Source organism: Pseudoalteromonas sp. T1lg24 (assembly GCF_002964745.1).
Lineage (GTDB): Bacteria > Pseudomonadota > Gammaproteobacteria > Enterobacterales > Alteromonadaceae > Pseudoalteromonas > Pseudoalteromonas spongiae.
This window is the reverse complement of record NZ_PQCB01000033.1, coordinates 654026-669552: the sequence shown is the minus strand read 5'-3', so window position 1 is coordinate 669552 and position 15527 is coordinate 654026. Positions and strand designations below refer to the sequence as shown.

At 39.8% G+C, this 15527-nt stretch carries 10 protein-coding genes; 5 read left to right on the top strand and 5 right to left on the bottom strand.

The genetic code is table 11. The annotated features are described in order from the left end of the window. The first annotated feature begins 113 nt into the window (after positions 1-113). The 3 genes from C2M30_RS15120 to C2M30_RS15110 all read left to right on the top strand — a co-directional run bounded on the left by C2M30_RS15120 (position 114) and on the right by C2M30_RS15110 (position 4125). A complete protein-coding gene (locus C2M30_RS15120) occupies positions 114-839 on the top strand; it encodes a substrate-binding periplasmic protein (RefSeq protein ID WP_105172260.1) in 726 nt (241 codons plus the stop codon). 243 nt (positions 840-1082) lie between these two features. Further along, positions 1083-1994 (top strand): DMT family transporter, encoded by a 912-nt coding sequence (locus tag C2M30_RS15115; protein WP_105172259.1) that lies wholly within the window; start codon positions 1083-1085, stop codon positions 1992-1994. An 85-nt stretch (positions 1995-2079) separates the two neighbouring features. Beyond that, positions 2080-4125 carry a TonB-dependent receptor domain-containing protein gene (locus tag C2M30_RS15110; protein ID WP_105172258.1) on the top strand — a complete coding sequence of 682 codons (2046 nt, stop codon included), beginning with the start codon at positions 2080-2082 and terminating at the stop codon, positions 4123-4125. A gap of 68 nt (positions 4126-4193) precedes the next feature. Here the strand turns inward: C2M30_RS15110 and C2M30_RS15105 are convergent, their stop codons facing one another. Next, on the bottom strand, positions 4194-5819 hold the full coding sequence (locus tag C2M30_RS15105; protein WP_105172257.1) for a methyl-accepting chemotaxis protein: 1626 nt from the start codon (positions 5817-5819) through the stop codon (positions 4194-4196). A gap of 451 nt (positions 5820-6270) precedes the next feature. Between C2M30_RS15105 and C2M30_RS15100 the strand changes: the two genes are divergently transcribed. Next, a complete protein-coding gene (locus C2M30_RS15100; RefSeq protein ID WP_105172256.1) occupies positions 6271-9702 on the top strand; it encodes a PAS domain-containing hybrid sensor histidine kinase/response regulator in 3432 nt (1143 codons plus the stop codon). A 116-nt stretch (positions 9703-9818) separates the two neighbouring features. Here the strand turns inward: C2M30_RS15100 and C2M30_RS15095 are convergent, their stop codons facing one another. After that, entirely contained in the window at positions 9819-10703 is an 885-nt protein-coding gene (locus C2M30_RS15095; protein WP_105172255.1) for a transporter substrate-binding domain-containing protein, read from the bottom strand. Between the two features lie 485 nt (positions 10704-11188). Here C2M30_RS15095 and C2M30_RS15090 point away from each other — a divergent pair, with 485 nt between their 5' ends. After that, positions 11189-12430 (top strand): EAL and HDOD domain-containing protein, encoded by a 1242-nt coding sequence (locus C2M30_RS15090; protein WP_105172254.1) that lies wholly within the window; start codon positions 11189-11191, stop codon positions 12428-12430. 501 nt (positions 12431-12931) lie between these two features. On the opposite strand, the gene C2M30_RS15085 is transcribed toward C2M30_RS15090, so the two are convergent. From C2M30_RS15085 to C2M30_RS15070, 3 genes are all read right to left on the bottom strand, one after another. Next, positions 12932-13654: a DUF2971 domain-containing protein gene (locus tag C2M30_RS15085; protein WP_158683473.1), complete on the bottom strand. Its 723-nt coding sequence runs from the start codon at positions 13652-13654 to the stop codon at positions 12932-12934. A gap of 232 nt (positions 13655-13886) precedes the next feature. Further along, on the bottom strand, positions 13887-14219 hold the full coding sequence (locus C2M30_RS15075) for a hypothetical protein (protein WP_158683471.1): 333 nt from the start codon (positions 14217-14219) through the stop codon (positions 13887-13889). A gap of 428 nt (positions 14220-14647) precedes the next feature. Continuing rightward, complete coding sequence (locus C2M30_RS15070; RefSeq protein ID WP_105172250.1) at positions 14648-15241, bottom strand: hypothetical protein; 594 nt, start codon at positions 15239-15241, stop codon at positions 14648-14650. Positions 15242-15527: the final 286 nt, after the last annotated feature.

Sequence of the window (15527 nt, the reverse complement as noted above, 5' to 3'; positions counted from 1 at the left end):
GGCATAAAAATAGTTTTGTGATGGGATTTTCCTCATAAGCAGTGATGCCACTTTTACCTGCGTAATTACATTGAGCTTCTATACTTAAAGCGTTATCAGTGAGGAAGTTAGCCATGTTGCGGTTATTGGTTTTTATTGGGTTTTTGTATGTTAATACAAGTTACGCAGAGAGCTATACGGTATTGAGTTATCACGGTGCCAACCCGCCCTACAGTTATTTTGAAGGCGATATTATGAAAGGTATTTTTCCTGATATCTTTGCGCGTATCTCGGAATTATCTGGGCATCAGTTTACGTTTGTCACATTTTCTGTTGCCCGTGGTTTGCGGCTGTTCGATCAAGGCAAAGTTGATATTGAACCGGGCATAAATCCAATATGGCGAAGCCACACCAAAGTACCGGGTATCTACAGTGAATTTTATGCCAGCTCACGAGAAATTGTCGTCGCGTCGCAATATCGTCAAGAAAGAACACCGTTAGATTTGTATCATAAAGTACTCGGCGTAGTACGTGGTTATCGCTACGGTGAGTTTGAACAACACTTTGCACCAGGGAAAATAGTGAAAGTAGATTCCCGTTCTGAGGTTGAGTTATTGGCGCAAATTGAACATGGCAATATTGATTACGCCATTTTAGGCGAAGCAAGTGCGCTGTTTTATATAAATAAAAACAAAAGAACCTCGTTTAAACCGGTATTATTAGTGAGTGATTTGCCAGTTGCCATGCGGTTTCAACCACATTTACGTGTTTTGCGCTCAGAGCTAAATAAAATTTTGACCGATATGAAGCAACGCGGTGAAATAGACACTATTTACGCTAAATATGGCGCAAAGCCGTAACGTCTAACGGCCAACTTAACAGCTGAAAAAACGAGCTTAAAAGTGCAACACACAACAAAGATTTAGTATATGCTACAGGCCCCTGTTATTTAACGTTAGCATTGTGTATGTTGCTTTGTTTTTCCTTTCTCAATGGAGTGTTATTTGCTCCGTTTATTAGCCTATTGTATAACCTTACTGCTTTAAATAAGCAGCGTAGTATCGCTTTTCTCACCCTAAACGTATCGCTATTTGGGTATAAATATGACCAATAAACAGTTTTTTCTTTTGCTTTTGCTCGCTGCAATTTGGGGCGCGTCGTTCTTGCTTATTCGTATTGCCGTCGACAGCTTTGCACCGGTTTTTTTAATTGAGGCGCGGGTATTATTTGCTGCGCTTAGCCTATCAATTATTGCGTTATTGATGCGGCGTAAAGTGATGGTAAAAGGCCTAATTGGGCATTACTTTTTTGTCGGGCTTTTTAATTCGGCAATTCCATGGATGTTATTTGCCTACGCGGCGCAAACCTTAACTGTTGCGATGTTAGCTATTCTAAATGCCACGGCACCAATTTGGGGTAGTTTAATTGGCCGATTTTGGCATGGTGAGCGAATTTCTCGGCAAGGATGGTGCGGACTCGGTTTGGGTATTTTAGGCGTTGTTTTAATGGTTGGATTAGCCCCGAATATGATCAATGCCGAAAGTTTAGTCGCGTTACTAGCCGCTACGTTTGCGGCGTTTTGTTACGGTATTGCGACAAATTACACTAAGCATGTAAAACACAAAGTGCCGGGTTTTGATACATCTCATGGCAGCTTGTGGGCAACGGTCATTTTATTGGTGCCGCTATTGCCGTTTTTCCCGATGAATCAAATGCCATCAACAGATGAAATATTGGCGGTGGTATTGCTTGGCATAGTGTGTACTGGCATCGCGCTTATTTTTTATTTTGATTTAGTTGCCGAAATTGGCGCAGCATCAGCATTGTCGGTCACCTTTTTAATTCCGGGATTTGCTGCAATTTGGGGTTATGTTGTCCTTGGCGAAGTACTAACTTTAAATGTGTTAGTAGGCATTATTACGGTGTTACTAGGTACCATGTTAGTAACTGGATTTTCACCCATGCGTTTTTTGAAAAAACGTAAACGGGATTTACAACCATCAAGCAAACTGTGACATATTGTCGCAGTTTGCGGTTTTTACTTTGTGATGTGGTGCTTTTTTTAAGAAAATTTCCTTAGTTTGTATATGGAAGTTTTTTATGAAAAGCACACTTAACACAATAACGCTTTGTATTCTCTCGCTATCTTCATCTTTAGTATTTGCTAAGTCAGATATGGAGGTGATCACTGTTTCGTCTCACATTAATCAATTTGCGCTATCGACTGAGCAGGCCAAGGCCAGTGTATCACTGCCTGATGTATCAGATTGGTTACTTTCAGTACCTGGGGCAAATGCCAATAAAAATGGTCAAATATCGGGTATAGCTCAATATCGTGGGTATTACGGTGACCAAGTCGCTGTTGCCATTGACGGCGTAAAGCAAATTGGTGCAGGCCCTAATGCCATGGATGCACCGCTGAGTTATGTTTCGCCTCTTTTAATTAACTCGGTAGATGTGTATCGCGGTATTGCACCGGTGAGTAGCGCGTTAGATTCGTTTGGTGGTGTGGTTAAGGTGCATCAAAAACGTGCTGCTGATATTGATGCAGGTGAGCGTAATTTAGCACTTACCGGTACTTATTTATCTAATTACGCGGGTTACAATGTGTCAGCTGTGGCAGGCGCAGGGTTTGATGAATTTGCCTTAAATAGCTATGTCGCATTACAGAATGCGGATGATTATGAAGATGGTGATGGACGAGAAGTTCACTCATCAAAAGTCGAACGCTTGCAGTATGGCGTTGATGTGGCATATCGCCAACAAGCGTCTTCAGTTGGCTTAATTTGGCAGCGCACTGACACCAAACCGACCGGCACAATCGCATTGCCAATGGACATTGATTACGTAGAAAGTGATCGCATTAAGCTTGATTATCAAACGCAGCTTAACGAGCTTGCATTAGATGCATATATTGCCTACCACACAGCAGAGCATGGTATGGACAATTACTCACAGCGAAGTAATGCAAATATGCAAAAACATCGCTACAACACAACAGATGTTGAGAATTTAAGTTATTTTGTCGCGGGCAAATTGGCACAGTGGCAATTTGGTTTAGAGGGCTATGTTAGTGAGCATGGCTCACGCATTACCAACCCAAATAATGCGATGTTTTTTGTTGAAAACTTTAATCAAGTTGAAGACCACCGCCATTCAATCTTTACTGAGTGGCAATCAGAAGCCAATGATTTTAGCCAGCGTGTGGGTGCGCGTGTTAAGTACAATCAAGCAGATGCAGGTACTGTGTCTAGCTCAATGGCGATGATGAATCCGCATATTAAAATGTTACAACAGCAATTTAATAATGCCGACCGCAGTGTTAACGATACCACAGTTGATATTAGCTACTCGGGCAGGGCGCAGCACTCAGAGCGCTACTCTACGGAAATTAGTTTTGGTTTAAAACAACGCGCGCCATCTTACCAACAGCGTTATTTATGGTTACCTATGCAAGCGACTGGTGGCCTTGCTGATGGTAAAACCTATATTGGTAATATAGATTTGAATGCGGAAACTGCTTATCAGTTAAACCTTGCATGGCAATATCAAGCCAATGGCTTCAGTATCTCACCACAGGTTTTCTATCATCAAATTGATGATTATATTCAAGGTACGCCATCAAATAATATGGCTGCGAATATGGTTGGAACTATGATGGGAGGTGAAGCGCCACTTCAGTTTAACAATATTGATGCACACTTATTTGGTGCAGATGTAAATCTAGTTTGGCGCTTAAATGATATGTGGCAACTAACCGGGGTTGTTAGTTACGTCACCGGTGAGCGAGAAGACATCGACGATGATCTCTATCGTATTGCGCCGTTAAACTCGCGGATTACTGCTCATTATCAAATTGGTGATTGGCACTCGCAGTTAACACTGAGTGGGTATGCCAAACAAACAAAAGTGAGCGAATTAAACAACGAGAAAGAGTCGGCAGGTTACGGCACTCTTGATTGGCAATTGGATTACGATGTAACAGCACAACTAAGAGTTAACTTTGGTGTTAACAACTTGCTAGATAAAGCTTATCGCCCTCATTTAAATGGTGTTAACCGTGCAATGGGCAGCGAAATAATGGTGGGTGAAGGTGTACCTGAGGTTGGCCGCAATGTATTTGTTGGGTTTAACGTGAGCTTATAGCGAGCTACTGTAAATATTAAAAAAGGAGCGATATCGCTCCTTTTTTGTTGGGTATTGAGAGCTATTCGTTAAACTTTAAAGATACTAATGTCGTTATTAAGCTTACCCGATAACTCCGACAGCGTACGACCAGTTTGCGCCATATCAGATGCGCTAATTGTGACGCTGCGAATACTATCGCTAAACTCGTTAATATTTTGCGAAATTTCAGCGGCAACCGTAGTTTGCTCTTCAGTTGAGGTAGAAACCACAATATTCATATCGGCAATTTCGGTAATTGCTTCGGCAATAGATTGAATTGAACTGGCTGATGCCGCGGCAATTTCAACACTGTGGCTCGCTTTACCTGAGGCATCCTCCATGCTCGAAACCGCGCGTTGAGATGCATCTTGTAAGGCGATGATCATAGAGCTTATTTGCTCTGTGGCTTTTTGCGTATTGTGAGCAAGTTGGCGTACTTCGTCGGCCACCACAGCAAAACCACGGCCCGATTCACCAGCGCGTGCAGCTTCAATTGCCGCATTAAGTGCAAGCAAATTAGTTTGCTCTGCTACATTTTGAATAATTTGCACCACTGAATTGATTTCATTGCTTTTTTCACTCAATAAATCAATGTCTTCTTTGGTGTGACGAATCACCTCGTTTAACTGATTAATTGAATCAATGTTCTCTTGAACTTTTGCTAATCCGTGTTTAGCGGTGTCGTCAGATTCGTTGGCTTTATGTGATGTGGTTACCGCATTGGACGCAACTTCGCCAATAGCTGCGCTCATTTCGGTAATAGCGGTGGCAATCATGGTGGTTTGGTGTTCTTGTTGCTCTGTGGTTGCCGCTACTTGGCTACTACTACGCGACATTTGATCTGATTCATCACTAAGGGTTTTGACCGCGTTTAAAAGCTCTTCAATCAGTGATTTAAAATGGTTAAGCATCGTATTAATGCTTACCGCGGTGCGAGAAAATTCATCATTACCGTATTCTGAAACACGTAACGTTAGGTCGGTATTATTGGCAATATTTGCCATGGTAGAGCCAATCGCTCTTAATGGGGTAATAATTGATTTATAAATGAATAGCGCCATCACTATGGTGGCAATAAGCAATAAAATACAGGCAATGATAAAGCTCAGTTGCTTAGATTCGTAGTTTTCTGTTGCATCATTGGTAAATTGCTGCGATGTGTTTAACTGTAAGTCGATAAGGTCATTTAAACTGGTGCTAAACGGGTCAAACACATCGTACATTTCTTTTACGAACATTTCTGGAGAACTGGCGAGAGGCTGCTCCATTGCTATCTGATTTTGGTACCAATTTACTTTTTGTTTTACTTTGCTAAATAGGGATTCACTCACACCAATCAGTCGTTTTTCTTCGCTAGTAAGCTCGGTATTTAAGTAAGCCTGCCAGTTTTGATTAGCAACGTTTTCAGCGCTTTCAATGGCTGCGAGTAATTGGCTTTTAGAAAGTAATTTTGCGTTGTATTTATGCAGGTTATCAACAATGCTCACGGCGTAATTGTCAGACACCACTTTTATTTGTTTTAGGGGTACGACACGGTCGTTGTTGATACTTTGAATTCCCATCACCAGTGACTTAGTCATCATCAGCGATATAATGGCAAGGCCAATAAAAGCAACAATGGGAACGGTTATTAGAATGGTAAGTCTAGTTTTAACACTGACGGTATTGAGCATAGTAATTACCTTTTAGGCTTATTAAATTAATCTGAGCGAGTCAGATTAACGGCTTTAATATATACCCTTCGACCTTACTGTTTTGCTGATATGGTCCTCCCTATCCAATGTAAAAAACAAAACAAGCCATAAACCAGTTTTAAGTATGGTTTATTGTTGAGAAAAGTACATTGTTGAATTCACTAAAAATTCATTTTAAATTTATTTTATTGCATCTTGATTAAGGAATATCGATAAATCAAAGGCTTATTGATTCTGATCAAATTATGCTCGCACTTATTTCTGGATTCGGTATTTTAGTTTTTACAATGAAGAGTGTGTTGTTTGAAATGTAAACGATTTGATTTTTGCAGCACAATTAATGAATGCGCTGATAGTACTAAAGTTATACGAGCTAATTGCTGCAATATGACTTAGTCTAGTGTTATGCATATAAATAAAAACGAAAATAATGCTTACAATTTGGTCAGTTAGTGCAATTGCATTTGTTTATTTAGCGCTGTTATTTGCGATTGCTTATGTTAGTGAAAAATATAAATTTCAGTCATTTAAGTCCATGGTTTATGGGCTAACATTAGCGGTTTATTGTACCTCTTGGTCGTTTTATGGCACCACAGCGCAAGCGGCGAATAATGGCTGGTGGCTTGCGCCGACTTATGTAGGCAGTTTGCTGTTATTTATTTTTGGTTGGCAAGTATATTTAAAAATCAGTGATATATGCCAAACACACAAAATCACTTCTATTTCCGACTTTATTGCCACACGCTATGGGCAATCTAGCTCACTGGCGAGCTTAATTACCACTATTTCAGTGTTTGCCATTATTCCTTATATTTCGCTGCAGCTAAGCGCCATCAGTCAAAGTACTCAATTAATTGCCGGTAGCGTTGAAACGCAGTCAATTTGGCACGATGGAACGTTTTATATCACATTAGTTTTAGCGATTTTTGCGATGTTATTTGGTGCTAATAAACTGCGCCCTAATGCGCATAACTTAGGCCTGATGAATTCAATTGCATTTGAATCATTAGTTAAGTTGTTCGCGTTTTTAGCGATTGGTTTATATGTATGTTTTGAATTATTTGAAAGCCCAACAGCGCTGTTGCATAGCGCTAAATCTGCGGGGTTAGAACAACAAGTTGCAGATCATGGCAGCGCCAATTATGTGTACATTAGCCATATGATTTTAGGCGTACTGGCTATGCTGTGCTTACCACGTCAATTCCACGTTAGTTTTGTTGAACGCGACGATAAAACTGACATTAAAAAAGCACGCTGGATATTTCCTATATATTTGCTTTTGCTAAATATTTGTACACTGCCAATTGGATATGCTGGGCTATTGCTACTCGAGCCACAAAGTGTTGCGTCAGATACCTTTGTACTGGCGTTACCGCTTGCATTTGAAAATCAAACTTTGGCAATGGTGGCTTATTTAGGTGGCTTTTCAGCCGCAATTAGCATGGTGATTTTAGCCGCAATTGTGCTTTCAGTGATGATAACAAACGACATTATTAACCCATTACTGTTAACTAAAAATAAAGAGAAAAGCGCCGCAGCAGGGCTTTCACCCACAGGGATTTTACGTGCGCGAAAAGCGGTTATTTTGGGTGTGCTTATTGCCAGCTATTTTTGCCATAAGTTACTTAGTGGCACCAATAGTTTGGCAAATGTGGGGCTTATGTCGTTTACGTTGGTTGCGCAATTTGCCCCTGCGTTATTGCTGGGGTTAGTATGGCGTGGGGCGTCTCGTAAGGCAGCAAAATACGCCATTTTAACGGGCTTTGCTGTGTGGGTTTATGGCTTATTTTTACCCTCAGTCGCTACCAGTTTAAATTGGCAAAGTGCGTGGCTAGTGGCAGGTCCGTTTGGATTACAATTCCTAGCACCAGCTGACCTTTTAGGGCTCGGTCTTGATAGTATTTCGCAAACGTTGTTGTTATCACTCACCTTTAACACGGTCGTGTTTGTGTATATTTCATTAAAACGTGGCGCGGAGGTGGCAGAGCAGCTGCAAGCTGAAAAGTTTGTATTTTCGGTAGAGCAACAACATGCCAACAATACCAAACATCAGCTAAGCGTTGATGAATTGAGCCGTTTACTACTGCGCTTTGTTGATGGTGCGACTGGTCAGCAAATTATTCAGCAGTATTTTCCATTAGCGATAACAGGTTGGCAAAAACCCGCTAGCATGGAATTAGAGTCTTTGGTTGCCCGAGAAATGGCTGCGGTAATTGGCGGCTCGTCAGCAAATTTAGTGCTCACGGCTGCGAAAAATAAACACGGGCAATTAAGCGAAGTGGCAACCATCGTAGATGAAGCTAGCCAAGTACTTAAATTTAATCGCGATTTACTGCAATCGACAATTGAAAACGTTAACCAAGGCATTAGCGTAGTAGATGGCGATTTAAATTTAGTGGCGTGGAATAGCGTATATCAAACCATGTTCAACTACCCTGATAACGCCCTTTATATTGGTCGCCCCATTGCCGATATTATTCGTTTTAATGCCGAGCGCGGGTTATTTAAGGCAAGCGACATTGAAAGCGAAATCGCTAAACGTTTGGCGTTTTTAAAAACGGGCAGTGCCTATAAATACCAGCGTGCTCATCAAAATGGTCGGGTATTTGAAATGCAAGGCAATCCGCTGCCAAGCGGTGGCTTTGTAACAACCTTTAGCGATGTTACTGAGTTTGTGAATACTCAAGATGCGCTGAAAGAAGCCAATACTAACCTTGAGCAAAAGGTTAACGAGCGCACCCATGCATTAACGCAGGCCAATTTAGAATTAGCGCAAGCGACGGAGAGTAAAACCCGTTTTTTTGCCGCGGCGAGCCATGATTTATTACAGCCTTTCAATGCTGCCAGCTTATTTTGCTCAGTAATGGAAGAAAAGTCGCAAGGCTCAGAATATGCAGAGCTTGCGAGTAATATTAAAAATTCCCTTACTTCGGCAGAAGACTTACTGAGCAGCATTTTAGAGCTAACCAAACTTGAATCGGGTAGTTTAAAAATTGAAAAAAGTGAATTCTCGATTGCCAAATTGCTCACGCCTCTTAGCGCTGAATTCTCTGCCCTCGCGTATGAAAAAGGCCTAGTTTTTACATCGCAATTTGATGACGAGACTGTCAGTTCTGACCGCACTTTACTGCGCCGCGTGGGGCAGAACTTGTTAAGCAATGCGGTGCGGTATACCCAATCGGGAGAAGTGTCACTTTGCGCTGAAAAAGTAGGAAAACAACTGGTGTTATCGGTTAAAGATACAGGCCCAGGTATTGCGGCTGAGGATAAAACTCTGATATTCCAAGAATTTAAACAACTCGATGGGCATGATAAAGCGCAAGGGCTTGGCCTTGGTTTAGCCATTACAAAGCGTATTTCCGATGCGCTCAATCTAGACTTAACTTTACGGTCAAATATAGGTAGCGGCGCGCAGTTTTCTATATCTTTGCCACTTGTCGTAGAAAATGAAAATCGACAAGAGTTTACTCCAACACCTGTAAATACTGAGCAAACAGCGAGTTTTGTTGGCTTAACAGTTTGGCTAATTGATAACGATGAAACGGTGTTACAAGCCCTGGCCAAGCGTTTACAAACCTGGGGCTGTAATGTGCAAACGGCAACCAATAAAGTTCAGTTAACGGCACTTAAAGAGACAAAAGTACTGCCTATGTTGATCATTGCAGATTATCACCTAGATGATGGTGTGACAGGGGTGGAATTACTCGACGAATGCGGTTTAAACCATTTGCCTTGTATTATAAATACCGCGGAGCATGACGAGTCGGTGCGCGAGCTGATAAGCGATGCGGGATACCCGCTATTGTATAAACCAGTTAAAGCACCAGCATTAAAGCGTTTAATTAAAAAGTTATGTGCTTAAGGTTGCAGTATTTTAGTTTTGAGCAAGTACTTGCCACTTAGTTTAAAATGTAAAAATTACTAAAATCAGGCTAGTTACATGGCGAAAGCTGAATCTCAAACGTGTTGGGTTACACATTAGTGTGAAGCCCGCCTCACCAGTTCTAACATTGCACTTACACTTTCTTCTGAAATACGTTTAGTGTCATCAATGATATGAACTTTACGCTTTGTTAAATTTAACAAGGGTAGGCTATTTTTGTGTGGTGGGAAATTCACTAATAAGCTTATGTAGTTGTTATTTTTATTGAGCTGATTAAGGCCGTATTCGATGCGTTTGGCAAGCGCCGTATTATCTTTGGCAACAAAATAATATATGTGTAACGGATAAACGATTAGGTGGTTTTTATCCATTTCTAAATTAGGGGATTGGTAGTTGTTTAGTTCGGAGCTGACCTCAAAAACGCCCCTTAAAATATAATCATAAAGCCCTTTCGCAGTATCGGTATACAGGTGTTCATACCAATTTGTTTCGTGAACGTTAAAGTGATGTTTTTTTAAAATAATGGTATCTGGCCAATCAAGACCTTGTACAAGTATTAGTTTTTTAAGGTCATTGGTTGAAGCTGTTTTACTAAACTGCTTTTTAACGGTTTTGTTATAAACGGCTACGCGATAACCTAACATGCCGGCCATTAAAGGGAATTTTATTGCACGTGCTTGTCGCTCTCTTTTATTCGAAGACGCGGTCCAAGTGATGTCGAGTAATCCTGAGTTTAAACTTTTTAATTGCCGCTCTTGCAACATCGGCACATCTGACGCTTCTAATTTGCACGGGCCATGTTTATCTTCTGAGGCCTTACAAGCGAGATCTAATATATAAATAAAGAAGTTTTTTTGCGGATCGTTATTCTCCAGCACTTTGGCGTGTTTAATTGTGGTAATTTCAGGCTCAGCCTGTGCGCTTATTGGCGTAAATAAGTATGTTACTACTAATAAAATCAGTATCTTATTTAAATTCATGTGACTACCCGATACCTTGCTCAACAATATGTACGTAACTTTTAAAAGCTAATTTGGCAGCCAGCTAGTCAGCGTACACTTTATTGAATGAATTTTTATAGGGCTATTCGTTATGTGGCCTTTCAAAAAGTGCACATTCATCACGATAATAACCCATTACACTTAGTATAACGGGTTATAAGATTTAAGCTGGTTGGATGCTGTTTACTAAAGCTATTAAAGCTGAAAAGTAACTAAGACTTATTTTTTGGTAGCTTTAAATCGTTACGCAAACAGCGATAAAGATTGATCTAATTTTGTGTTTAACTGTTGTTTGTTCAAGTAGAATAGTGTGCTCTGAAACAAATTTCCAAGAACATGTTTTGTTTGCTCAAACGACTTGACTGACGTAATCTGAATATAGGTGTTGATATTTTACTCAGAACTGTAGTAGATATAATTTTAAACATTTTGTTAGATTCTGCTCTACTCAATTGGCTGTACTTATGACGAAACCTGTAACCCAGTTTATTGCGCGACAAGCCATTCTCGATGCGAACAAGCAAATATTTGCTTACGAGTTACTGTATCGAGATTCAGACAATAATGCCTTTCCTGTTGGTGTTACCGATGAACAAGCTACAGGACGCGTGTTTTTTAACTCACTTATTTTAGTTGGCAAAGATAAATTGGTTGCCAATCACTGTGCATTTATAAACTTATCTGACACAACGTTACTGCAAGAAATTCCGCGATTAATAACGCCCGACAATCTTGTGCTTGAAATTGTTGAACGCTCGCAGAATATCGAAGAATTACTGGAAATTGTGAAATCGCTCAGAAAACAGCACTATAAATTTGCCCTAGATGACTATGACAAAGACCCAAGATGGGAGCCGTTGTTGCCGCATATGTCTTACGTTAAATTAGAGCTAGAACAACCGATTATAAAAACTACTACCTTAGTTAAAAAGCTCAAACGTTTATACCCAAAACTTAAAATTGTTGTTGAAAGAATCGAAACCTACGACGAGTTTGAATACTTAAAAGGCGCAGGTGTTGATTTGTTTCAAGGCTATTTTTTTGCCAAACCTGAAATGCTAACGTATGGCAACGTAGAGCCATCAAAACTGGTGGTGTTTGATTTATTAAAATCGACAACTAAACCAAATCTCAATTTCAAAGAAATCGAAAGTAAGATTGCTAAAGACTTAAGCCTTACTGCACGCGTGCTAAAACTCGTTAATGCCCGTTCTGGACTTGATAAACAAGAAATGAAGTCAATTTCGCAGGCTGTGGTGTATTTGGGAGAAGACACACTAAGGCAGTTTATTCGCGTGTTAGCGCTCAGTGATTTGGGCGTTGATAAGCCCTCAGAATTGACCAAGTTTGGCTTAATGCGAGCAAGGTTTATGTCGCTATTTCTAGCGCCGGGTGGTAACGATATGGCCGAAGAAGGGTACCTGATTGGTTTAATGTCTATTTTAGGCGCCGTATTAGACATGGATCTTAACACCGTTATTAGTGAATTTTCATTAGACAGCAATTCAAGCGGCGCACTATTAAATTATGAAGGGCTGTTAGGTGGTGCATTAAAAATCGCAATGGCGATTGAAGAAAATAATTGGCAAACAGCGGAATCCATTTTAGCTGAAGTAAGACCCGCAACACCCATCTCAAGTATTTTTGAATTGGCAGAGCAAAGCCGAACCTATGCAGATGATGTGTATGCGGTTGTATCAGGGTAAGAAGGGGTAGAGTTCGCGCCTTAAAACGTTAAAGAATCGGTTTTAAACTGCTTAAGTGGAATAAAGACTACTTCTTTCATTGCAACATCGTATTGATCTGGTATTTAACGATATTTGTCTTTGCTTCTAACATCTTACAAAGATTAGATGCAACCGTAACGCCGTTTCTCAGTGGTTTGAACTGAGGTTAAGGGTGGCCGTTGGAACTAAGATGCATGGGTGAATTGTTGACTCAGGTCATAACATAAAATCAATGACACTAATTAAGTTGATTGAAAAGCATAATTTGAAATGAGGTCATGGATGACCGATGTAACCAAGCTTCATGGATGAATTATTAATTCAGGTCCATAACATGCTTAGTTGTTCTAAGACAGCTCAGTGCCACAAGCGGTCATTCGTAATGCTTAAGCTAAAATTAGTGAGGCACGAGCGTAAAACTACTTTTTTGCGTCCTTTTAGTAACTTGTTATACTAATGCTTAAATCATATGAATAGAGTTTACCGATAGTTTCCGTTTGATGAGACTACCTTGACATCGGTTAAATGATTACACTCAAGTAACAATTTTATATCATTAGGCGCAAGAGCTGAATTGGGACCAATGATAACCTCTCTTAACGCATTTCTATTTTCATCAATAAATTTCAAACCCATATAAGGTACTAGCCCGTATTGGGAAACTCTAAATTGTACTTCCCTGTCTTCTATTTTGTTAGCAGTCTGTTTCGAATGAATAACAGTATTATCATTCAAATACGTAACAAGTCGAACCTCTTCTTCTTCGCGATAAAATTCACTTTTGTAAAAAATTGATAGCTTGGATAATTCTGTTGCTAAATTTAGGTCGTAAGTATTAAAGCCTTTGAATACAAAGCTATTTTCATTAACTTCATGATTGGTGATTAGTTTGCGAGCTTTTTCAATTAAAAAGCTCTTACTATAGTTAATCTCATCAGACTGAATATATTTATTAATATCCAATAGAACTTCTATATCAAAGCCTAACGATACACCTGACCCATTACTGGCATATGCTCTCCATTGACTTAACATATCTCCTTGCTTTGTGAAAGACGTGCTCAAAACCCTATTGGAGTGTTTTGTATGTCTGTATTTTAGCCAAGGGATATGCTCTGGATAAATTTCACCAAACTCAGAAAGTATTATGTCAAACCCCAAATTATATTCAGAAGGGTCGTTCATTTTTTCTAGATCTGACATCCAAAGTTGCTTTGAGCTTATTATCGGAACAATTGAATCAACAGCACAATAGTGATAAATCATATAATTAAAATTTAATCTCGTTTTGATTATTTTCCTGAGTGAGCATAACGCTCTGTTAAGGTGCGAGCAATGCAATACCGAAGTTCCCGCATACCACCTTAAACACTAAAACCAGCGCATAGTAAAAATACCACGCGTTGCGAATCACACTTAAACAGTTTGTTAGCACTTAACGTCTCATGTGATTAGTAATAAACTCACGATATTCGGCTGAATTATTAATTGGTGTCGAAATTTTCTCGCTTAGATCTAAGCTGGATTTTTGAAAAGAATTTCGACCAAATCCACAGTAACCATACTCATCATATGCGGCTTCAGATAATCTTTGACACCAGCGCTTGATGTTCTCAATTACAGCACCTAAATCTTCGGACGATAACTTCTCATTCGTTAGTTGCCCATGAAAAATTTTGTTCCTGTAAGAAATCGCGGTATTCAATCTTTCCATGTCTTCTTCATAATGCTCACCATATAGACTTGCGAACGTTTTATTCGATAACAAATTAATGCCTGTAACAAATCCCTTGAAATATACATGTCTGAATTCGGCTAATACGTGACGAAGCTCACTTACATTAGCAGATGTAAGATTAGCGTTTTGAAACACTAGGTAGGTAAATATTTTTCTTACTTGTCTTTCCGCTTTAATCAGTGAATCGAAAATGCATCAACCATTTTTGTAGGATGGTTACTGTTAATCAGTAACTCTACTGTTTTGAATTCTTCTTCGAACTTCATTATTTTCTTTAAATACTAACAGTTTATTAAGAGGCAAGTTGCCACTTTTTCTACCGCAACATCGCCTGTTTACATTCTAAAGCAATTTATAACACTAATAATTAGTTGTTACTAGTCAGATAGTTATTTGAAAATTAACATTTTAAAAGTTGCGGAAAAATGCAAACGCAGTGAGTATTTTGTCTGGTGGAGCTACTTGCTAGCAGCTGCTTTGATTGAAGCATGTAGCTCACCATAATTTACCTTGATTGGATTTAACTTCTCCAAACTATTTAATGTAATGGTTTTCTGCGCCCCGACAGACTGATCTAGTGTGTTTGTAGGCAAAACATAGAATTCCCACTGTTCCAGATTTAACGGATTGATACTGGATTGATCTTTATGTTTTAAAAGACAAAATACATAAATATCAGCCTGCCTTCGGACTTCGCTATTTCGTTCGTTTGATTCAGAGTCCCAACCCTGACTTGGTCGGATGCTGAATTGAATGGTTGAGTGCCTCTTCTGCTCCCAGCTTTGAATGTATGCGCCAGACTTTACCTCCACCTTGATGCCTTCAGGAGTTTCTATATCAAAAGCATCCCATTCCGTTCTGATGCCAGAATTCATGCCGACAGATGATGCCACAATATATTCAGCCAAGATGCCTCTCATAGCATTGCCGACAATATCTGAAGAAGACCACTGCCAAAACGACAGTAGGCTCATTGGTAATGATGAGCCATTAAATTCAAAAAGCTCATCACCAATTTTTCGAGTTGTTTCAATTGCAGAAAGATTATCCATGTTTATTTTCAGCTAACAATTTATTATCGACCCAATGGGTCGTTTCCATGATTATAAAAGCAAGTTACTAGTTAAAATGCATAAATTCAACGTCTGTTATATCGCTCTGAGCTGCCTTAGACCGACTAAGCATGTTATGGACCTGAATTAATAATTCATCCATGAAGCTTGGTTCCATCGCTCATCCATGACCTCACTTCCTCAAGCTGCGAAGCGTTGCTTCGGTCTTTCGTCACCCTTAAATCAAACCTGAAACTATCGCTTAAGTGAATAATACGAGGCAGGG

Bases quoted from the DNA above. Each gene is read 5' to 3' on its own strand.
- C2M30_RS15070 (WP_105172250.1), bottom strand. From the start codon at position 15,241: ATGGATAATCTTTCTGCAATTGAAACAACTCGAAAAATTGGTGATGAG.
- C2M30_RS15100 (WP_105172256.1), top strand. From the start codon at position 6,271: ATGCTTACAATTTGGTCAGTTAGTGCAATTGCATTTGTTTATTTAGCG.
- C2M30_RS15085 (WP_158683473.1), bottom strand. From the start codon at position 13,654: ATGTCAGATCTAGAAAAAATGAACGACCCTTCTGAATATAATTTGGGG.
- C2M30_RS15090 (WP_105172254.1), top strand. From the start codon at position 11,189: ATGACGAAACCTGTAACCCAGTTTATTGCGCGACAAGCCATTCTCGAT.
- C2M30_RS15120 (WP_105172260.1), top strand. From the start codon at position 114: ATGTTGCGGTTATTGGTTTTTATTGGGTTTTTGTATGTTAATACAAGT.
- C2M30_RS15095 (WP_105172255.1), bottom strand. From the start codon at position 10,703: ATGAATTTAAATAAGATACTGATTTTATTAGTAGTAACATACTTATTT.
- C2M30_RS15105 (WP_105172257.1), bottom strand. From the start codon at position 5,819: ATGCTCAATACCGTCAGTGTTAAAACTAGACTTACCATTCTAATAACC.
- C2M30_RS15115 (WP_105172259.1), top strand. From the start codon at position 1,083: ATGACCAATAAACAGTTTTTTCTTTTGCTTTTGCTCGCTGCAATTTGG.
- C2M30_RS15110 (WP_105172258.1), top strand. From the start codon at position 2,080: ATGAAAAGCACACTTAACACAATAACGCTTTGTATTCTCTCGCTATCT.